Raw genomic sequence first — 19,592 nt, forward strand, 5'->3', positions numbered from 1 at the left:
ATCAGGACGAACGAACCGGACAAATCCCCCCGTGACTTTCGTCAGCCGGGCGGCGGCCTAGCGCGCGTGCAGCACGATGCGATCCTCGTGCCGCTCGGCGCGCACCGGGAACCCCTGTTCGAGCAGGCGCACGAAGCCGTCGGCATTGGACCAGCGGAAATTGCCGCCCACGCGCAGGTCGGCCACCGTGGCGTCCCCCAGCTCGAGCTTGCGCGTGTTGAAGCGGTTGAACTCGGCGGCCGCGTCGGCCAGCGAGGTATCGTCGAAGGTCAGGAAGCCGTCGCGCCATTCGAGATAGCGCTCGGCGTCGGCCACCGGGACCGAGCGCACCAGCACGCCGTTGCGCCCGGCGGTGGCCACGCTGCCGGCCGGCAGCAGGGCGACGGGCTGGGCGCGGCCATCGGCGGCCGGGCCGCTGTCCAGGCGCACCTTGCCTTCGGTCACCACCACGCGCAGCTCGTCGGTGTTGCGGCGCACGGAGAAGCGCGTGCCCACGGCGGCGACCCGCCGGCCCTGCGCTTCCACCACGAAGGGACGCCGCGTGTCGTGGGCCACGTCGAAGAAGGCTTCGCCACGCGCCAGCGCGATGCTGCGTTCCTGCCGACTGATCCGCACGTCGAGCTGGCTGTCGCTGCTGAGCGTGGCGGTGGAGCCGTCCGGCAGGGTCACCGTCTGCACCTGGCCGACGGCGCTCACGTAGTGCGCTTCCTCGCGTCCGGTCAGCTGCCAGCCGCCCCAGGCGGCGGAGCCGACGGCCAGCAGCGCCAGCGTGGCGGCGATGCCGTGCCGCCAGCGGCCGCGGGGCGCGACCACGCGACGCGGCGCGAAGCGGATGCTGCGCAGGTCGGGCAGCGCAGGCGTATCGGTCGCCGCGCGCGGTGGCGGGCCACCGGTCGGCAGGCCTGCGGCGAAGGCTTGCAGGCGACCGGCTTCGGACCATGCCGATTCCAGCCGCAGGAAGGCGACCTTGTGGCGCGCCGACGCCGACAGCCACGCGTCCAGTACCTGCTGGTCGTGCGCGGTCCAGTCTCCTGCGTCGCGGCGGACCAGCCAGTCGGCCGCCTGTTGTTCAATCTGCCTGCTGTCGGTCATGTCCGTCGTCCTCGTCCATGACGAGGCGGGCATTCCTGCGCCCGCCCGGCGCATACGCCTCGTCGCCGCCATACAGATGGTCGGCGAGCAGGCGCATCCCCTTGGCCAGATGTTTTTCCACGGTCTTCTCGCTGATGCCCAGGCGCGCGGCGACCGCCTTCTGCGGCAACTCCTCCACGCGCCGCAGCCACACCACTTCGCGGCAACGGTCGGGGAGTCGGTCCAGGGCCTCGACCAGGCGCTTGAGCGCCTGGCGGGTCCCGGCCCAGCGCTCGGGCGACACCTCGTCGATCAGGTAGACGTTCGAGGACTCGAAATCACCCACCGGCTCGATCGACACCACCCGGCTGCGCCGCAGGCGGTCGGTCATCAGGTGGCGCGCGGTGGTGAACAGGAAGGCCTTGGGCGCGTCCGGGCGCACGCGCCCGGCGGCCTCGTAGACCCGCGCGTACACCTCCTGGCGCAGATCGTGCCACTCGTCGCGGTGCGGCCAGTGGCGTTGCAGGAACAGCGCCAGCGCCCGTTCATGGACGAGCACCTCGTGGACGAACCATGCATCGAGTTCGGTGGGCATGCCCGCACTCTAGCCCAAGCGCGCGCGATCCTGCATGGGGGAAGCGCGCCGCCGCTTCGTCTCCACAAGTCATCGGTGCGTGGCATCCTGCCGCGACCTTCGACGTGGAGTGAATGGCATGGTGTCTGTCCTTGGTGCAGTGCGGCGCAGCGCGCTCGGCATGCTGGTGCTCATGCTGGCGCTGCCGGCGTTCGCGGCCAAGCCCGCCCATTACGTGCTGGGCGACGTGTCGGCCAAGACGCCGGGCAAGGTCGAGCCGGGCCTGCTGTTGATGGGCGGCGGCGATCGCAACTTCGACGCCATGCACTGGTTCATGAAGAAGGCCGGCAACGGCCACATCGTCGTGCTCCGCGCCTCGCAGGCGGGCGAGATCGGCGAGGAATTCTTCAACGAGGTCGGCGGCATCGCCTCGGTGGAGACCTACGTGTTCAGCGACCGCGAAAGTGCGAGCGACCCCGCCGTGCTGCGCAGCCTGAAGCACGCAGACGGCATCTTCCTGGCGGGCGGCGACCAGTCGCGCTATGTGCGCTACTGGCGCGGCACGCCGGTGGGTGCGGCGCTCGATGCGCACGTGCGCGCGGGCAAGCCGCTGGGCGGTACCAGCGCCGGCCTGGCCATGCAGGGCGAATACCTCTACGGCGCGATGGATGGCGGCAGCCAGATCAGCCCGCGTGCGCTGGCCGACCCGCTCGGCCCGGACAACACGATCGAAACCGGCTTCCTGCAACTGGCGTTGCTGAAGGGCGTGCTGACCGACACGCACTTCAGCGAGCGCAACCGCCTGGGGCGCCTGATCGCGTTCGTGGCCAAGGCCGAGTCGATGGCCGGTCGCCCGATCCTGGGCCTGGGCGTGGATGAAGACGCCGCCGTGGCCGTCGAAGGCGACGGCAGCGCGCGCGTCTATGCGACGGCGCCGGGCGCGGGCGCTACGGTGGTGAAGGGCGGCTTCGCGCAGAAGCAGGTGGAAGACGAAGCGATGAACCTGGATCGCGTCGATACCGTGATCGCCGGTGTCGATTCCGTGCTGCACCTGCCGAGCGGTCGCGTGGACAAGCCTGCCGCCGAGCGCCGCTATGCCGTGCGCAACGGCGTGCTGGTGGCGGTGGATGCGCCGGTGCTGGTGATCCACGGGGGCGCGGGCGTTGAGCGTGCCGGCATGACGCCGGCCGACGAAGCCGCCGCCCGTGCGGCGCTGGAAGCGGCGCTGCGTGCCGGCCACGCGCAGTTGAAAGCCGGCAAGCCCGCGTTGGACGCGGTCGCCGCGGCGATCACCGTGCTGGAGGATGCGCCGCAGTTCAACGCGGGTCGCGGCGCGGTGTTCACCCACGATGGCAAGAATGAACTCGATTCCTCGATCATGGACGGCGCGACCGGCAAGGCGGGCGCGGTCGCCGGTGTGCATCGCGTCAAGAACCCGATCACCCTGGCGCGCGCGGTGATGGACAAGTCGCGCCACGTGATGATGGTCGGCGGCGGCGCCGAGGCGTTCGCCAAGGAGCAGGGCATCACCCTGGTCGATCCGTCGTACTTCCGTACCGAGAAGCGCTGGCAGCAACTGCAGAATGCGCTGAAGGAAGAGAAGCAGGCCCAGGCCAGCAACACGCCACTGGAGCTGCCGGGCAAGGCCTACTTCGGCACGGTCGGCGCGCTGGCGCTCGACGCGAAGGGCTTGCTGGCCGCCGGCACGTCCACCGGCGGCATGACCAACAAGCGCTACGGCCGGGTGGGCGATTCGCCGATCATCGGCGCGGGCACCTGGGCTGACGACCGCTGCGCGGTGTCCGGTACCGGCTGGGGCGAGTACTACATCCGCGCCGCCGCCGCACACGAAATCTGCGCGCGCGTGCGCCTGTCCGGACAGGGCCTGGTCCGTGCCGCAGACGGCGTGATCAACCGCGATATCCCGAAGGCGGGTGGCGACGGCGGCGCGATCGCCCTGGGCGCCGACGGCACGATCGCCTTCCCGTTCAACACCGAGGGCATGTACCGCGGCTGGATCGGCAGCGATGGCGTGCCGCACGTGGCGATCTACAAGGAAGATCCGCTGCCCGCGCGCTGAGCCGGGATGGCGCTATGCTTCGTCTGTCCTCGGGGAGAGACGAAGCCATGCGCAAGGTGTGGGGAATCGGGCTGCTGCTGGTGGCCCTCAACGCGTCGTCGGCAGAGCCGACAGCCAAGCCGATCCATTTCCGTGCGCATGCGCGCGTCGCGCTGGATGCGCAGGGCGTGCCGCAACAGGTCGACGTGGACCAGAAGCTGCCGGCCGTGATCCGCAATGCGATCGCGCAGCGCGTGGCGCAATGGCGCTTCGAGCCGGCCCGGGAGGGCGACCAGCCGCGCGCCGGCGCCACCACGGTATTCGTCGATGCCTGCGCTGTCCCGGCGGCGAATGGCGACATGCGACTGGCGGTGGACTACGGCTGGAATGGCCCGGGCTACGCCGATGGACGCTATTTCCATCCGGCGCCGCGTTATCCGGTCGAGGCTGCGCAGCGGAACAAGGGGGGTGTGTTCCGCGTGGTGCTGCAGATCGGCACCGATGGACGTGCGGCGGTCGAGACGATCGAAACCCAGGAAGGCCAACTGCCCCTGTTCGAGCAGGCGTTGCGCACCTGGGTGGCCACGCTGCGCTATGTGCCTGAGGAGATCGACGGCACGCCGGTCACCACCCGGGTCGCGATCCCGGTGGATTTCTCGATGGGCGGCGGCTCGCTCAGCATGCGCCAGTACGTGCGCCAGGAGCGCGAGGCCAGGCAGCGGTCTCCCGAGTGCATGGCGGCGATGGGCAAGGAAACGGAAGAAGGGCCGCCGCGTCCGATGGTGCTCGATTCCCCCTTCAAGCCCGTGACGACCGGTTAGCCCTGTGTCCATGGCCACGAGGAGCGCTGCGATGAAGGCGGGAATCGCGATGGGTCTGCTGCTGGCCAGCGCGTCGTTGCAGGCGGGCGAAGCCGGGGAGCCTGTGCGTTTCCCGGCGACGGCCCGCGTGGTGCTGGACGCCGAAGGCGTGCCCCAGCAGGTGCAGGCGAATCCGAAGCTGCCGTCGGTGGTGCGCCATGCGGTCGAGGAGCGGATCGCCCGATGGCGCTTCGAGCCGGCGCGCGTGAACGGGGTACCCAAGCCGGGTATCACCCATGTCCGCCTGAAAGCCTGCGCGATACCGCAGGCCGATGGGGGCATGCGCATTGGCATGGACTACGCGGCGAATGGGCCGGGCTACGCCGATGACGCCCTGCGGCTGCCCCCGCTGCCCTATCCGCCGCTGGCGGCGCGGGCCGGCGCGGAGGGCAGCTTCGAGCTCACGGTGCGGGTGGGGCGGGACGGCCGGGCATCCCTGGCCTCGGTCAAGACCCGGCGCGGGTCGGTGGGCGACTTCCGGCATGCCATGGAGGCGTGGGTGGACTCGATCCGCTACCAGCCGGAAGTCGTGGACGGACATCCCATCGAGACCCAGCTGCGCTTTCCGGTGGCGTTCTTCTTCGAGACCCGCACCGCGTCGTCCCCCGATCCGAGGACGCTGGACGCCCGGTCGCCTGAATGTGCTGCCGCTGCCGGGCAGCAGGACGACCCCATGACCCCGGTCGTGCTGGATTCCCCCTTCAAGCCGCTGTCCACCGGCTGATCGCGCCTCACCCGTGGCTGGTACCCCGGGAGCCGACCCGTGCGCGACACCTCAATTGTTATGTGACGAAACTCTCACAACCCCGGTCTGTAAGCTAAGATACGGATCACATTAGTGCTGCAGGCAGGCCGGGCCCCGGTCCCCGCGGCACTACAGGGGGTGTACCCGACCGGTTCCGCAGCGTGCTGCCGGGCCGCGGTGGGCGCCAGCCAGGAAGGCGTTGTCTTTCCGGAAGGTCGTAGGGGATCCGTTCGTCGATGTCGCGCAATTTCTTGGCTGGTCTGCGCCTGCGGGGCGCTTCGTGTGTATCTCCTCCCATGACCTCGATCCGTCGCACGGCCCGGCCGCCGCGACGCCGGCTGTCGCGCCTGCTGGGGCAGGCCGGGCTGGTCGTTGCGGGACTGTTCGCGGCCGGTTCGGCGTTCGCCCTGCTGACCGGCACCTGGACGACCAACGGGTCCAGTTCCGCCACGACGAGTGTCAGCGGCATCAGCGTGACCTGGACCGGCACCGCCAACCAGAACTACGCCAACGGCACGTTCAACGCGACCAACAACAGCTGGTGGACCGATCCGTACGGCGGCACCGTCAACAACGGCACCTCGCTGGTGATCCTGCACGACACCGGTACCCGCACCTACACCGCCACCTTCAGCAAGCCGGTCGACAACCCGGTGCTGCATATCGACCGCCTGGGCGGCGCGATCGACAGTGATCCCAACAGCTCGCGCTGGACGCTGACGGGCTCAGCGTCGCAGGGCGGCTCGGTCACGATGACCCGCCTGAGCGGGAACGCGCAGTTCATGGTGCAGCCGGCGCAGAACCGCTTCTTCCGTCAATTGGGTGCGTTCTCGGGCGACGCCGATGCGGAATGCCGCACCGGCAACGCCAACTCGGTCGCACGCGGCACGGCTTGCGGTTCGGTGCAGTTCAACGGCACCGGCGTCACCAGCCTGACCTTCAGCATCGACCTCACCGGTCCGACCGGTGGCGACGAACTGGAGATGCGCTGGAGCTTCGACGGCTCCAAGGTGATCGTGCGCAAGCAGACCGTCGGCGGCACCGGCACGTTCGCCTTCACCGCCAGCGATGCGCTGTCGCAGACGTTCAACCTGACCACGACGGCGGTGAACACGCCGGTGGCCTCGAGCACCTACGCGATCGCCAACCACGCCGCCCCGATCACGCTCACCGAGTCCCAGGTGGCCGGCTACCTGCTGACCAGCGCCACCTGCGTCGACCAGAGCGGCGCCACGGTATCGGCCACGGTCAACGCCACCACGCGCCAGGTGGTGATCCCGACCGCGAACTACCGCGCCAACCAGACCCTGACCTGCACGCTGACCAACACGCGACAGTCGACGCTGGCGCTGGCCAAGCGCTGGGTGAACGCGGCCATCAACGATACCGCCGCGTTGTCGGCGACGGGCGGCACCAATGCGGCCAGCCTGGCGTCCACGGCCAACACCGCGTCCGAAACCGACACCGGTGCGGCGGTCGCGGTGGCTGCCGGCAACGTCATCACCCTGGGCGAGACGTTGGGCGCGGGGAATGCGCGCAACTACAACGCCAGCGCGTGGAGCTGCACGGGCGGCAACCTCAGTGGGAGCACCCTGACGCTGACGGCCGCGCACACCGGCCTGGATATCGTCTGCACCATCACCAACACCGCGCGCCTGGTGGATCTGTCGGTGAGCAAGACGACGGGTGCGGGTTCCGCCGTGTCCGGCGACCTGCGCACGTTCACCGTCCTGGTCTCGAACGCGGGCCCCGAGGCGGCCGATGGCGCCGTCGTCACCGATGCGCCCGGGGCCGGATTGACCTGCCCGCCGGCCGGCAACCCGATCACCTGCAGTGCTGGCGGTGGCGCGCAATGCCCGGGTACCGGCGCACTGGCCGGTCTGGTGGGCAGTGGCGTGGCGATCCCCGCGCTGCCGTCCGGCGGTACCGTCACCTTCCTGGTGCCCTGCCGCGTGACCGCTACCGGACAGCCCTGACCGGGACGCCGCGTCGCGCCCCCGGGGCGTGTCGCGGAGGCGCTTCCTTTCCCCGCGCTCAGTGACTATCGTGCGGCGACCTTCTTCGCCGCACCGATTCGATGAGCCGTACCGCATGGATGTGGGTGGTCGTGGTGATGACCACCGTGGCGATCGCCGCCACCTTCCTGTTCACGCCCCGATTCCCCGTGCCCGTCCCCGATGCCGGTCCGCCGCTGACGCCGTTCGGCTGGGCGGCGGAGCGGACGCTCGCGGCCGGTGACGGCGTGCGCGGCGCGCAGGACGGCGCGGGCGCGCAGGCGCGCTTCGACGACCCCTGGGGCATCGTCGTCATGGAGGACGGCACGCGTTACGTCGCCGACGCGGGCGACAACAATCGCATCCGCCGCATCGCACCCGACGGCCTGGTAAGCACGCTGGCCGGCGGCGTTGAAGGCTTCGCCGACGGCACCGGCAGCGCTGCCGCGTTCAATACGCCTTCCGCCCTTGCGCGCGACCTCGACGACAACCTGTACGTCGCCGACACCGGCAATCACGCCATCCGCAGGATTACACCGGAAGGCGTGGTGACCACCGTCGCCGGCACCGGCCAAGCGGGGTACCGAGACGGCCCGGGCGCGCAAGCCCAGTTCAACGGACCGGTCGGCGTGGCGGTGGATGGGCGTGGGCGCGTCTTCGTTGCAGACACCTACAACGACCGCATCCGCATGATCGACCGCGATGGCCAGGTGACGACCCTGGCGGGTGGCGATGCGCCGGGCTTCCTCGACGGCACCGGCAGCGACGCGCGCTTCGACACGCCTACCGCGGTGGCGGTGGATGCGACCGGCATCGTCTGGGTCGCGGACCTGCGCAACGATGCGATCCGCCGCATCGAACCGCACGGCGGCGTCAGCACGCTGCCATTGCGGCCCGACACGGACACGACCATGGGGCCGCGTCGCCCGCTCGCCCTCGCGCTCACCCACGACGGCCACCTCTACGTCGGCGAGCTGTACACCGGGCGCGTGATGCAGGTGATGCGCGATGGCCGCTGGCACGTGCTGGCGGGTCATCTGCCTGGCCAGCGCCTGTCGCGCCCCGCGGGCCTGGCGGTGGATGCGGCCGGGCGCGTGCACTTCACTGATGCGGGCAGCCATCGCGTGCATCGGCTTGCGCCCCTGGCGGTCGGCACGGCGCCTGCGGTATCGCCCGTGGGGCCTTCGCCGGAAGATCCGTTGCCCGCCACCGCCGGCCGCTGGCCACTCGCGCCGCAGGACGGGTGGCACGAAGTCGTGGGTACGCTGGGCGAAGTCCGTGGCGACTACTCAGGCGAGAGTCGCCACCACCTGCATGGCGGGCTCGACATCCGTGGCGATGTCGGCGCGACCGTGCTCGCCATCGCGGACGGCAAGGTCAGCAGCCCCAGCGCGGCATGGGGCTTCGACGGTCTGGGCGAAGGCCTGGGCCTGGGTGCGCTGGACTACATCCACATGCGGGTGGGGCGCACGTCGCGCGGCGATCTGCTGGATCCGACGCGCTTCCAACTGCTGCACGATCTCAGTGGCGATCCGGGCCGCATCCGTGTGCGTCGCGGCACCCGCTTCGCCGCGGGCGATCCGCTGGGCACGGTGAACCGCATGGCGCATGTGCACCTTTCGATCGGCCCATCCGGTTACGAGCGCAATGCCATCGGCCTCGGCTTCACCGGTTTCACCGATGCCTACGCGCCGCGCATCGATGACGTGACGTTGTTCGACACGCTGGACCAGCCGATCGACGCGAAGCAGGACGGTCGCGTGGTGGTGTCGCGTGACCTGCAGGGCGTGCGCATCGTGGTGGAGGCCTGGGACCAGGTGGACCGTAACCTGCCGCGCCGTCGCCTGGGCCTGTACGCGCTCGGCTATCAGCTGTTGCACGGCGACGGCACGCCGGTGGCGGGCTACGAAGCGCCGCGCATGAACATCGATTTCCAGCGCCTGCCTTCCGATGATGCGGTGCAGGTCGCTTACGCGCCCGGCAGTGGCATCACCGTGCACGGCAGCGCCGTGACCCGGTTCCGCTACAGCGTGACCAACACGGTGCGCGACGGCATGTGGGCCGAGGGTACCTGGCAGGCGGGCGAGCTACCGCCAGGCGATTACCTGTTGCGCGTCTCCGCGCGCGACCACAGCGGCAACGAGGCACAGGGCCGCCGCGACCTGAAGCTGCGGCTGCCGTAACCCCGCTGCATTCTTTCCCCGACGGGTGTCGATCTCCGCCCGGCCCGTTCGTCGTCATGGACAAGAGCGGCCGGATGGTCCGGTCCGGAAGACAGGAGAGCGCCATGAAAGTGATGGTCATCGTGAAGGCCAGCCCGGAGTCCGAGGCCGGTGCAATGCCCAGCACCGCGTTGCTGGCCGAGATGGGCAAGTTCAATGAAGCGCTGGTCAGGGCCGGCATCATGCTGGCGGGCGAGGGCCTGCATCCCACCTCGCGCAGCGCGCGGGTGCGGTTCGACGGCAAGCAGCGCACTGTCATCGACGGGCCTTTCGGCGAGACCAAGGAGCTCATCGCCGGCTTCTGGCTGTGGCAGGTCCGCAACCTGGACGAAGCGATCGAGTGGATCAAGCGCGCGCCCTTCGATGGTGGTGCCGAGATCGAACTGCGCCCTGTGTTCGAAGCCGACGACTTCGGCGATGCGCTGACGCCGGAACTGCGCGAACAGGAAGCGCGCCTGGCGGCCGACCTTCAATCCCGCAACCCGCAGTGAGGCGCAGGACATGAGCACCCAGATCTTCGTCAATCTGCCCGTGCGCGACCTGGACAAGGCCAAGGCCTTCTTCAGCGCGCTGGGTTACGCCTCGAACCCCCAGTTCACCGATGAGAACGCCGCCTGCGTGGTCATCAGCGACAGCATCTATGTGATGCTGCTGGTGGAGCCGTTCTTCCAGGGTTTCACCCGCAAGTCCCTTTGCGATGCGCGCACGCACACCGAGGTGCTGATCTGCTTCTCGGTCGCGAGTCGCAGCGAGGTGGATGCGATGGTCGCCAAGGCGCTGGCAGCCGGCGGCCGCGAGCCGATGGAGGCGAAAGACTACGGTTTCATGTACCAGCGCGGCTTCGAAGATCTCGATGGCCATCTGTGGGAAGTCGTGCGCATGGACGAGAGTGGCGTGCCAGCCGAGTAATGCCGACAGCAGCGGCTTGATGCGAATGCACACAGCGCATGACATTGCTCACATCAGGGTGTCGCGTCTTGCACAGTGTGGCGCGGTGCCATACAGATGAATCCATGACTCGTTCTGGCAGGAGGCCAAACGATGACCAAAGTGCGCGACGCGAGAACAAAGGTGGTGGTCAGAATTCGATCATGGGGCCGATCGCATCGATTGTCCTGAGCACGGGATGCCAGAGTATGGCGATGGCGCAGGAAACGAGGCCGCCGCAGGCCCAACGGGCGATGGCGCCGCCATCGACCGGATCGGACGCGACCACCTGCATCGCGAACAAGGACAGGCGTGGCTGCGGGGCGGGGAGCAGCGCTTGCAGGAACTCCGGCCGGCCGTCCACGCGCCGCCAGCGGAACCGCAGCGAGAGCCCGCCGCGCTCGCGCGCTGAACCCGTGCTTGTCGCGTCCCGTCGGCGTGCGGTTTAATCCGCACGGGGACAACGATGCCACGGGAGGCATCCATGGGATGGGGAACAAGGAGTGTGGGCATCTTGCTGGGATGCCTGTTGGCGCCGTGGGCGCACGCGCAGGTGGACCTGGAGCCGTTCCTGAAGCAGGACGTGCTGGAAACCCTGAAGATTTCGCCTACCGGCGAGTACTACGCGCTGACCGTGCCGCTGGAGGACCAGACGATCCTTGCCGTGCAGCGGCGCAGCGACCGGCAGATCACCGCCAAGATCACCGCCGGCAGCGACAGCATCATCGACGACGTCTGGTGGGTCAGCGATGAGCGTGTCGTCGTCTCGGTCGCGAAGAAATATGGTTCGCGCGACCAGCCCTATGCCACCGGCGAGTTGTACGCCACCAATGTCGACGGCACCGTGCGTCGCCAGATCTTCGGCCGCTATGGCCTGGATGGCAATGAACTGCAGCCGCGCGCGGCCGAGCTGGTCGATCCGATGCCGAACGATCCGCGCAAGGTGCTGATCAGCATGTATGCGCTGGACACGTCGATGCCGAACACCCGGCTGATGAGTCTGGACGCCTTCAATGGCAACCTGGATACGCTCGCCACTGCACCCGTGCGTCGTGCGGATTTCGTCGTGGATGCGACGGGCCAGGTCCGCTTCGCGCTCGGTGCCGGCGAGGACAATGCCAGCAAGCTCTACCACCGCGCGGGCAGCGACACGCCCTGGGCGCTGATCAACGACGAGAACGCGACGCGGCGCGTCGAAGTGCCGTTGGGCTTCGCGCCCGACGGTCGCACGGCCTACCTGCAGGTCGAGCAGCGCGAAGGACCGGACGCGATCATGGCGCTGGATACGGTGACCGGCGAACGCACGCAACTGCTGCGCGATGCGGTGGTCGACCCCTACCGGATCATCCGCGCGCCGGGCGGTCGCACGCCGGTGGGCAGTTTCTTCATGCACGACAAGCTCCGCACGGTGTTCTTCGACGACAAGTCGGAGACGGCGCGCCTGTACCGCAAGCTGGAGCGGTCGTTTCCCGGCCACTCGATCCTGATCACCTCCGGCACGCGCGACGGCAAGCTGAAGATCGTCCACATCTGGAACGACACCAGCCCGGGCGATTTCTACCTCTTCAATACCGAGACGAATGCCGCCGACCTGATCTTCAGCCGACGCAAGTGGTTGGATCCGGCGAGCCTGGCGCCCAGCGAATCGGTCTCGCTGAAGGCGCGCGACGGCCTGCCGCTGCACGGCTACCTGACGCGCCCGCGCGGCAGCCAAGGTCCGTTGCCGCTGGTGGTGATGCCGCATGGCGGACCGATCGGCGTCTTCGATCGCTGGGAGGTCGACGACGAGGCGCAGATGCTGGCGCGCGCGGGATACGCCGTGCTGCGGCTCAATTTCCGAGGCTCAGGCAATTACGGGCGCGCGCACATGCAGGCCGGCGCGCGCGAGTGGGGTGGTGCGATGCAGGACGACCTCACCGATGCCACGCGCTGGGCGATCGAGCAGAAGATCGCCGACCCGCAGCGGGTCTGCCTGTACGGAGCAAGCTACGGCGGCTATGCGGCCCTGATGGGCGTCGCCAAGGAGCCGGCGATGTATCGCTGCGCGGCCGGCTACGTGGGTGTGTACGACCTTGAGCTGATGCACCGGCAGAAGTCGCGCAACGCCAAGTGGATCGGCAACTACATGAACGACTGGGTGGGCGACGATCGCACCGCGCTGGCCGACATTTCGCCTACCGCGTTGGCGGCGAAGATCCGCGTGCCGGTGTTCCTGGCTGCGGGGGGCAAGGACGAGATCGCCCCGCAGGCGCACACGGAGCGGATGGAGAAGGCACTGAAGGCGGCGGGCGTGCCGGTGGAGACGCTGTACGTGCGCACCGAGGGCCATGGCTTCTATGCCGAAGCCAACCGACGCACCTATTACACGCAGTTGTTGGGCTTCCTTTCGCGCCACCTTGGCGGCGCGAAAGCGAAGTAGGGCGGGATCAGGCGCCGACGCGCCTGCGTACCGCCTCGAAATCGCGCACCGGCCGCACTTCGATGCTGCCGGTGCCGATCCAGGGGAATTCCTGCGCGATCTTCACCGCTTCTTCGAGACTGTCGGCTTCGATCAGGTTGTAGCCGCCGAGGATTTCCTTGGTCTCGGCGAAGGGCCCGTCGACGACCGTGGTCTTGCCATCGCGCACGCGGACCGTGCGCGCGGTGCTGCCATGTTCCAACTGCTGGGATTCGATCAGCGTGCCGCCGGCTTTCAGTTCGTCGGCGTGGGTGATGCAACCGTGCATCATCCGGTCGAACGCGCCCTCGGGCAGCGCGTCGATCAGGGAATCGTCCGTGTAGACCATCAGCAGGAACTTCATGCGCCCTCCCGGCGTGCCATGCAGGCCGGGATTGTGCCACGGGGGCGTGGCGGCCGATGTTCCGGCGACGTGACGCGCCTCGCCTGCGTTTACTCGGCCGCGGGCGAGCGGAACCAGGCTTCCACGGTGCCCTTGACCTTCATCGTCATCGGATTGCCGCGACGGTCCTTCGACTTGCCCACCGGCACGCGCACCCAGCCCTCGCTGATGCAGTATTCCTCCACGTTGTCGCGTTCGACGCCGTTGAAGCGGATGCCCACGCCACGGTCCATCGCCTCGGCGTTGTGGAACGGGCTGCGCGGATCGGAGGACAGGTGGTCGGGAGGCGTGTCGGACATGGCGGTGCGTCGTGCGTGCTTCGGGAGCGCAAGAATACCCGAAGCGGCGCCTCACCACGGCACGCGCGGACGGCTGCAGGTGAACGCTGCCGTCAGGCTCAGGCGGCCGGCGCGCGGATCCGCCACCAGTCGCGCGGGGTCGCCGATGGCGGGCGCATGGAAGCTGGCGCCGTCGTGGAAGACCAGGCGGTTCCACCGCGCCGGAATGGCCAGTGCCTCGGCGAAGCAGGCGCTGCCGCCCCGCGGATAGGCGGCGGCCACGCCGTGGCGGCGCGAGAACTCGTCGGGCGCCAAGGCTCCGGCATCGTGCTCCATCTGTTCGATCTGCTGCGGCGACACGCGCGGCACGAAGAACTGCAGGCCACCCAGCATCTCGTCGTGGAACAGGAACAGCTCCGCAAGCACGACACGCTGCTCCGGCTCGAACGCGCGCACGCGCTGCGGATTCCAGTGGACGGGCGCCAACGCCTGCGGCGCTGATGTGACCAGCGCCAGCCGGCTGGCGCCGAACTGCGTGCGCCGTACGCCGAGCGCCTGCCGGGCATGCTCGCGGAAGACATCGCCCAGCAAATGGGTGAATTCCTCGGGCATGCGCAGCTGCTGCCCGGGGAACTGGCCGGCCGGGGCCTGCTGGAAGTCCTCGCGATAGGCATAGGCGAAGGCGGGCAGTCGCTCGGGGCCGACCAGCGCGTCATCGATCACGACGCACGCGTGACCGTCGCCGATGGGCAGCGCCCTGACCACGGGACGAGGGTTGAACATCGCGACTCCCGGCAGGCCGGCCCGCGCCGGCGGGGCCACGATAGAACGCCTCGCGGACGGATGGCATGCCGCTGGTCCGCCGGCCACGACGCCGCCATCGCCAGCGCGTACCATCACGCCCGTTCCCACGCCTTGCGTACCTGCCATGCAGCCCGACAACGACTTCGACCCCGACGACAACTTCCGCCATGCCTTCGAGGATGACGACGACATGGATCTGGACGACACCGAGGCACTGGTGTGGAACCTGTTGGTCCTGATCAACCCGGGCGATGAGGAGACCGCGCTTCGCCAGTTCGCGGCCTATCGCGACGCCACCGGCGAGGAAGCCATGGAACCGGACCAGGTGCTGTGGACGCTGAAGGATGCGATCGACTGGACGTCGGGGTTCTACGTGGACTGGAAAGATGCGGAATCCTTCGTCGATTGCGTCAACCAGCTCGCCGCGCGCTATGCCATCGAGATCGACTGGGGCGGCGACACCAGCGATGAGGACTTCATGGACGACGCGGAGGTGCCGGTGCTGATGGCGACGGCCTACGACCGCCTGCGCGAACACGGCTACACGCTGTGGAACTGGAATACCGGCGGCGACGCCTATGCCGGCTGGATGGCGCTGCGCCGCGACGACGAAGGCATGCAGCAGCTCGCCGCGGTGATGGGCGTGGAAATCCGCCCGGGCAGCGACGCGTTCTAGGGCGAACGCGTCACAGCGTCCGCAGGAATTCGGTGATGGCCTCGAGTTCGGTCTTGTGCAGGTCGAGCGGCTTGAGCAACGGATCGACCTGCGGGAACAACGGATCGTCGAGTTGCTCCGGCTTGCGCTGCGGCCTAGGCATGCCGACGTTGTACATGTTCACCACGCCACGCAGCTCCATGAAGCCGCCGCTGTGCATGTACGGGCCCGTCTTGCCGACGTTGCGCAGCGTCGGCGTGCGGAATTTCCCACTGTCGGCAGGGTCGCCGGTCACCCGGTAGCGGCCCAGGTCCTCCTTCGACCGGCCGTAGAAATGCAGGCCGAGGTTGTGGAAGCGATTGTCGGTCAGCGCGGGCCCGCTGTGGCAGTTCATGCAGCGCGCCTGGGTCTAGAGCGGGCACAGACGCTATCGAATCTGCTCTATGTCCAATCCTCTGTGACGCCGATCCAGCGCCAAGACACTGTACGTCGATGGTTGTCGTTCGATGCCTCACCCCACACGGGTACGCTATTGATCCCCGCACTTTGCAAAGTGCGTGACGAGGAGATCTCGCACTTCGATCGGCACTTCCATGTCTAGCATGCTCCTCTCCACTTTTGCGCCACCGGCGATCATGGAGAGCACGGCGGCTCTCCCATATGCAGGGTCATTGGCCAGCGCTCTACTTCTCAGGAAGTGGTGAAGGATGTCTCCGTACTCTCCGTTGTCCATGTACTTCACCGAGTAGTCCGCGCCCCGTTCGAGCAGCATTGCGCCGTAAGCATCGTTCTTTCCCGAGAAAAATGATGGGGCCCAATAGGGCGCTCCGTGGAACGATATGGAATTGATGTTCTTGTTCTTCTTGTTGAATGCCTCATACACGGCTACGTTGCCATGCTTCAGGGCCAACGGAATCGTATAGTCGGGTATCGCGACTCCGGTCGCCATGATCCTCTTCATGACCTCCGGAGGCGCACTGTAGAGCGCTGCCAGTTGCATGATGTTCTTAGGGTACCCCGGCTCCTCCCTTCCGTCGTCGAGTTCCAATGGGTATCCGTCCTGTATCTTCGCCAGCAGCGCGCTCCACCTTGACTCTTTGAAGTCGTCGACCACCTGCATGTACAGGGAGCGATGACGAGCCACTTCTTCGGAAGTGCCGATTGTCGCCCGGAGGGTGTTCCTCGCTTTCCTGCAGGTGTTGAATGTGTTGGAGATGAGCAGGTAGTTCTTCTGATCGGGCCACGTGGATTGGGCGCGTATGTGCTCGTTGATGGAGTCGTGGTATGCGCTGCATGCGTCGAGAAGTGCGTCGAGCTCTTGTCTGTCGTAGTTGCAGCACTCCGCCGGCTTCGGAAACTCGATGGTGGCCAGTTCAGTCCAGGCAGACTCCAGGCCATGTTCCTGTGCCTTCTGCGCACAAGGAAGATCGACGTCCAAGGACGTTGCCTTGGCGTGGTGGCTGTTCGGCAGTGCCCTCGGTTCCGGCGAGCGGACGGTGCCGCGCTCTGCCTCTCCTTCGGGCCGTTCCATTGCCGCCCTCGTTAGGATCCCATCCGCGCCTATGCAGGAGTACAAGCAAAAAGATGCCGCCAAGATGGCGGCAACGGTTAATGATGTCTTCCTCTTACTGGTAGTGGGCACCGAAACAACCGCCAACAAGTTCATTACAGAGGAAGTATTCGTTCGCTGGCGAATCCGCCACAACATCGAGGGCCTCGTTCTTCTCGGACGAGGTCTGCAGCTCGATGTGGGCGCTGTAACCGTTATGGTCTGGCAAGCATGCGCTAGTGACGTCCTGGAAGAAATTCTCCAGGCGCACGGACAGCACTGAGTCCGCATAGCACTTGTGCGCGATGTCAGAATTGATGTCGTACTGAAGATGATTGTAGAACGGGTCGCTCTCTTGCCCAGACGACGTGATGGGCAACAGAGTGACCAATCCTGCGATTGCGAAGGGGAGCACCAGCGTCTTCATCCTTACTCCTTGGAATGGGGAGATTGCGCGAGGCGCGTGTTTGCGCTCCCGGCGGACACGATATAGCTCTATGATTGCAGTGAGTCAATACTAATGAGAAGTATTCGCATTTACGTGAGGGGGCGCCTCGACGCTTTGGAGGCGCGGCAGCAAGAGTGCCAGCGTCAGAAAGAACATCGCACCCGCTTCGGATCAGGGCGCGGTGGCCGCCGGCGTCGCTGTCGCCTGCACCGGCGCATCCGGCATGGCGGTGTCGGCGTCCGGCTTCGGTGCGCCGGGGGCGAGCAGCTGGCCTTCGCCCTGCAACGCCTCTTCCGCGGCCTTGGTCATCACCACGATGCTGATGCGGCGGTTGATGGGGTTCTGCGGATTCTGCTTGTCGAACAGCACCGATGACGACAGGCCGACGACGCGCGAGACCTTGTCCTCGTGCATGCCGCCGACCACCAGGGCGCGGCGCGCGGCATTGGCGCGCTCGGCGCTGAGTTCCCAGTTGGTGTAGCCGCGGTTCGTCGTGTACTGCGTGGTATCGGTGTGCCCGGTGATGCTGATGTGGTTCGGCACCTGGTTGATGAAGGTCGCCAGCTCGGCCAGGATCGCCTGCGTGTAAGGCTTCAACACCGTGCCGCCGAGGTCGAACATCGGCCGGTTCTGCTGGTCGACGATCTGGATGCGCAGGCCTTCCGGCGTCAGGTCGAGCAACAGCTGGTCCTTGAACGGTTCCAGCGCCTGGCTCTTGCCGATGGCTTCCTGCAGCGCCTGCATCAGGGTTTCGAGGCGCTGCTTCTCCTGCGCCTTCTGCTGTTCTTCGGACACCTGCTGCGCATCGCCCGGCGGCTTGGCGAACGGGTTGTCGCTCTCGCCCTTGGGCAGGTCCATCGTGCCGCCGAGCTTGATCATCGAGGTGCTGGCGCCGCCTGGACCAGCCGGGCCGGGTGCGGGCGAGAAGCTCTTGCCGCTCAGCGGGCTGGGATTGCGGAAGTACTCCGAGATCGCCGCACGATCCTTGTTGGTCGTGGCGCCCATCAGCCACATCACCAGGAAGAACGCCATCATCGCGGTGACGAAGTCCGCATAGGCGACTTTCCACGAGCCGCCGTGGTGGCCGCCGCCGGCGACCTTCTTGACCCGGCGAACGATGATGGTGGGGCGCTGCTCGCTCATCGCCGTGGCTTACTTGTTGGCCTTCAGGTGCGCTTCGAACTCGGCGAACGGCGGGCGCACGTCCGAGGGCAGCGTCTTGCGGGCGAACTCCAGCGCGACGGCCGGGTTGTAGCCGCGCAGGCAGGCGAGCAGGGCGGTCTTCACCGATTCGTACATGCGGCTGTCCTGTTCCACCTGCGCCTCGATCGCGGCGGCCAGCGGCGAGACGAAGCCGTAGGCCAGCAGGATGCCGAGGAAGGTGCCGACCAGCGCGGCGGCCACGTGCGCACCGACCGCGGCGATGTCGCCGCCGATCGAGCCCATCGTCACGATGATGCCGAGCACCGCGGCCACGATGCCGAAGCCAGGCAGGCCGTCGGACACCTTCTGCAGCGCATGCGCCGGCGCCATCGCTTCGTGGTGGTGCTTCTCCAGCTCCAGCTCGAGCAGCGGCTCCAGTTCGTGCGGTTCGATGTTGCTGCCCACCATCAGGCGCAGGCACTCGGTCAGGAAGTCGAGCAGATGGTGGTCGGCGAGGATCTTGGGGTACTTCTGGAACAGCGGGCTGTTGGTCGGGTTCTCGATGTGCTCTTCCAGCGACATGAAGCCATCGCGGCGCGCCTTGTTGAGCATCTCGTGGATCAGCGTCAGCACGTCCAGGTAGTCGGACGACTTGTACTTCGCGCCCTTGAAGACCGACAGCGTCGCCGAGATCGTGCTCTTCACCACCTTGGTCGGATTGCTGGCCATGAAGGCGCCCAACGCAGCGCCGCCGATGATGACCAGCTCGAAGGGCTGCCACAGGGCGCCGAGCTTGCCGTGCGAGCCGAGGTAGCCGCCGATCACGCTCAAGGTGACGATGATGAAGCCGACGATGATGAGCATGGCGACGGGACGCAGGGGTGGGGTTTCCTCTGGATCGGCCCGTCCACCGGTTTCTTGAGCGCCGACCGTTCGTCGGGACTGGCCCGGGAGTGACCTTCGGCAGGGTTGACTACAGTTGTCGTCACGGGCATGTTGACGACAACTGTAGTCACAAGGCGATCCCATGCCCGGCAAGGCCCGCAAGTCCATTGGCGACCAGGAACTGGCGCTGCTGCAGCACCTGTCCGAGCACGGCGAGGCCAGCGTTGGCGAGGTGGCTGCTGCGTTCGGCGAACCGCGCGGCCTGGCGCGCTCCACCGTGCTGACGATGATGGAGCGGCTGCGGGCCAAGGCTTACCTGCGCCGCCGGCCGGTGGATGGCGTGTACCGCTATGCGCCGGTAGCCCAGTCCGATGACGTCATGCGCACGGCGGTCGGCAGTTTCGTGGAGAAAACCCTGCAGGGGTCGCTGTCCCCGTTCGTCGCGTGGATGTCGCAGCGCTCGGAAGTGAGCGACGACGAACTCGCCGAACTCGAAGCGCTGGTCGCCAATCTGCAATCCAAGCGCAAGGAGAGCTGA

At 67.5% G+C, this 19,592-nt stretch carries 20 protein-coding genes and 2 pseudogenes; 11 read left to right on the plus strand and 11 right to left on the minus strand.

The annotated features are described in order from the left end of the window. Positions 1–57 precede the first annotated feature (57 nt). Complete coding sequence (locus tag ASD72_RS14805) at positions 58–1,092, minus strand: FecR domain-containing protein (protein ID WP_056880737.1); 1,035 nt, start codon at positions 1,090–1,092, stop codon at positions 58–60. Then, positions 1,070–1,666, minus strand: coding sequence for a sigma-70 family RNA polymerase sigma factor (locus ASD72_RS14810; protein WP_056880738.1), 597 nt, complete (start codon positions 1,664–1,666; stop codon positions 1,070–1,072). The genes ASD72_RS14805 and ASD72_RS14810 overlap by 23 nt, the downstream gene beginning before the upstream one ends. Positions 1,667–1,979: 313 nt before the next feature. Between ASD72_RS14810 and ASD72_RS21540 the strand changes: the two are divergent. From ASD72_RS21540 to ASD72_RS14845, 8 genes and pseudogenes are all read left to right on the plus strand, one after another. After that, positions 1,980–2,543 (plus strand): annotated as a pseudogene (locus tag ASD72_RS21540) (cyanophycinase); the annotation flags it as partial. Between the two features lie 201 nt (positions 2,544–2,744). Beyond that, on the plus strand, positions 2,745–3,725 hold the full coding sequence (locus ASD72_RS21545; RefSeq protein WP_235578040.1) for an isoaspartyl peptidase/L-asparaginase: 981 nt from the start codon (positions 2,745–2,747) through the stop codon (positions 3,723–3,725). Positions 3,726–3,739: 14 nt separating this feature from the next. Further along, positions 3,740–4,525, plus strand: a complete 786-nt coding sequence (locus tag ASD72_RS14820) for an energy transducer TonB (RefSeq protein WP_081420363.1) — start codon at positions 3,740–3,742, stop codon at positions 4,523–4,525. 31 nt (positions 4,526–4,556) lie between these two features. Further along, positions 4,557–5,288, plus strand: a complete 732-nt coding sequence (locus ASD72_RS14825; protein WP_056880741.1) for an energy transducer TonB — start codon at positions 4,557–4,559, stop codon at positions 5,286–5,288. Between the two features lie 317 nt (positions 5,289–5,605). Next, positions 5,606–7,285 (plus strand): DUF11 domain-containing protein, encoded by a 1,680-nt coding sequence (locus ASD72_RS14830; RefSeq protein ID WP_056880742.1) that lies wholly within the window; start codon positions 5,606–5,608, stop codon positions 7,283–7,285. Between the two features lie 101 nt (positions 7,286–7,386). Next, a complete protein-coding gene (locus ASD72_RS14835) occupies positions 7,387–9,486 on the plus strand; it encodes an NHL repeat-containing protein (protein WP_056880743.1) in 2,100 nt (699 codons plus the stop codon). 104 nt (positions 9,487–9,590) lie between these two features. Next, on the plus strand, positions 9,591–10,016 hold the full coding sequence (locus ASD72_RS14840) for a YciI family protein (protein WP_056880744.1): 426 nt from the start codon (positions 9,591–9,593) through the stop codon (positions 10,014–10,016). 10 nt (positions 10,017–10,026) lie between these two features. Continuing rightward, entirely contained in the window at positions 10,027–10,434 is a 408-nt protein-coding gene (locus ASD72_RS14845) for a VOC family protein (RefSeq protein ID WP_056880745.1), read from the plus strand. Positions 10,435–10,603: 169 nt separating this feature from the next. Here the strand turns inward: ASD72_RS14845 and ASD72_RS14850 are convergent, their stop codons facing one another. Next, positions 10,604–10,816, minus strand: coding sequence for a hypothetical protein (locus ASD72_RS14850; protein ID WP_056880746.1), 213 nt, complete (start codon positions 10,814–10,816; stop codon positions 10,604–10,606). Between the two features lie 141 nt (positions 10,817–10,957). Between ASD72_RS14850 and ASD72_RS14855 the strand changes: the two genes are divergently transcribed. Next, positions 10,958–12,871, plus strand: coding sequence for a S9 family peptidase (locus ASD72_RS14855; RefSeq protein ID WP_343123685.1), 1,914 nt, complete (start codon positions 10,958–10,960; stop codon positions 12,869–12,871). Positions 12,872–12,878: 7 nt separating this feature from the next. Here ASD72_RS14855 and ASD72_RS14860 read toward each other — a convergent pair whose 3' ends face one another. The 3 genes from ASD72_RS14860 to ASD72_RS14870 all read right to left on the minus strand — a co-directional run bounded on the left by ASD72_RS14860 (position 12,879) and on the right by ASD72_RS14870 (position 14,353). Then, positions 12,879–13,253: a YciI family protein gene (locus ASD72_RS14860; protein ID WP_056880748.1), complete on the minus strand. Its 375-nt coding sequence runs from the start codon at positions 13,251–13,253 to the stop codon at positions 12,879–12,881. Positions 13,254–13,342: 89 nt separating this feature from the next. Further along, complete coding sequence (locus tag ASD72_RS14865) at positions 13,343–13,591, minus strand: DUF3297 family protein (protein ID WP_056880749.1); 249 nt, start codon at positions 13,589–13,591, stop codon at positions 13,343–13,345. Positions 13,592–13,642: 51 nt separating this feature from the next. Further along, on the minus strand, positions 13,643–14,353 hold the full coding sequence (locus ASD72_RS14870) for a DUF6445 family protein (protein WP_155944672.1): 711 nt from the start codon (positions 14,351–14,353) through the stop codon (positions 13,643–13,645). 145 nt (positions 14,354–14,498) lie between these two features. Here ASD72_RS14870 and ASD72_RS14875 point away from each other — a divergent pair, with 145 nt between their 5' ends. Further along, positions 14,499–15,050, plus strand: a complete 552-nt coding sequence (locus tag ASD72_RS14875) for a hypothetical protein (RefSeq protein ID WP_056880751.1) — start codon at positions 14,499–14,501, stop codon at positions 15,048–15,050. Between the two features lie 10 nt (positions 15,051–15,060). On the opposite strand, the gene ASD72_RS14880 is transcribed toward ASD72_RS14875, so the two are convergent. The 5 genes and pseudogenes from ASD72_RS14880 to motA form a co-directional block, all read right to left on the minus strand. Further along, the gene (locus ASD72_RS14880) at positions 15,061–15,423 is read right to left on the minus strand and encodes a hypothetical protein (protein ID WP_056880752.1); all 363 of its coding nucleotides are present in this window, start codon (positions 15,421–15,423) and stop codon (positions 15,061–15,063) included. 135 nt (positions 15,424–15,558) lie between these two features. Beyond that, entirely contained in the window at positions 15,559–16,560 is a 1,002-nt protein-coding gene (locus ASD72_RS14885; RefSeq protein WP_056880753.1) for a hypothetical protein, read from the minus strand. A 94-nt stretch (positions 16,561–16,654) separates the two neighbouring features. Beyond that, the gene (locus ASD72_RS14890; protein WP_056880754.1) at positions 16,655–17,005 is read right to left on the minus strand and encodes a hypothetical protein; all 351 of its coding nucleotides are present in this window, start codon (positions 17,003–17,005) and stop codon (positions 16,655–16,657) included. A gap of 237 nt (positions 17,006–17,242) precedes the next feature. Continuing rightward, positions 17,243–18,169 (minus strand): annotated as a pseudogene (gene motB, locus ASD72_RS14895) (flagellar motor protein MotB); the annotation flags it as partial. A 9-nt stretch (positions 18,170–18,178) separates the two neighbouring features. Beyond that, a complete protein-coding gene (motA, locus tag ASD72_RS14900) occupies positions 18,179–19,033 on the minus strand; it encodes a flagellar motor stator protein MotA (protein ID WP_056880755.1) in 855 nt (284 codons plus the stop codon). A gap of 163 nt (positions 19,034–19,196) precedes the next feature. Here motA and ASD72_RS14905 point away from each other — a divergent pair, with 163 nt between their 5' ends. After that, positions 19,197–19,592: a BlaI/MecI/CopY family transcriptional regulator gene (locus ASD72_RS14905; RefSeq protein ID WP_056880756.1), complete on the plus strand. Its 396-nt coding sequence runs from the start codon at positions 19,197–19,199 to the stop codon at positions 19,590–19,592.

The organism is Pseudoxanthomonas sp. Root630 (genome assembly GCF_001427585.1).
Lineage (GTDB): Bacteria > Pseudomonadota > Gammaproteobacteria > Xanthomonadales > Xanthomonadaceae > Pseudoxanthomonas_A.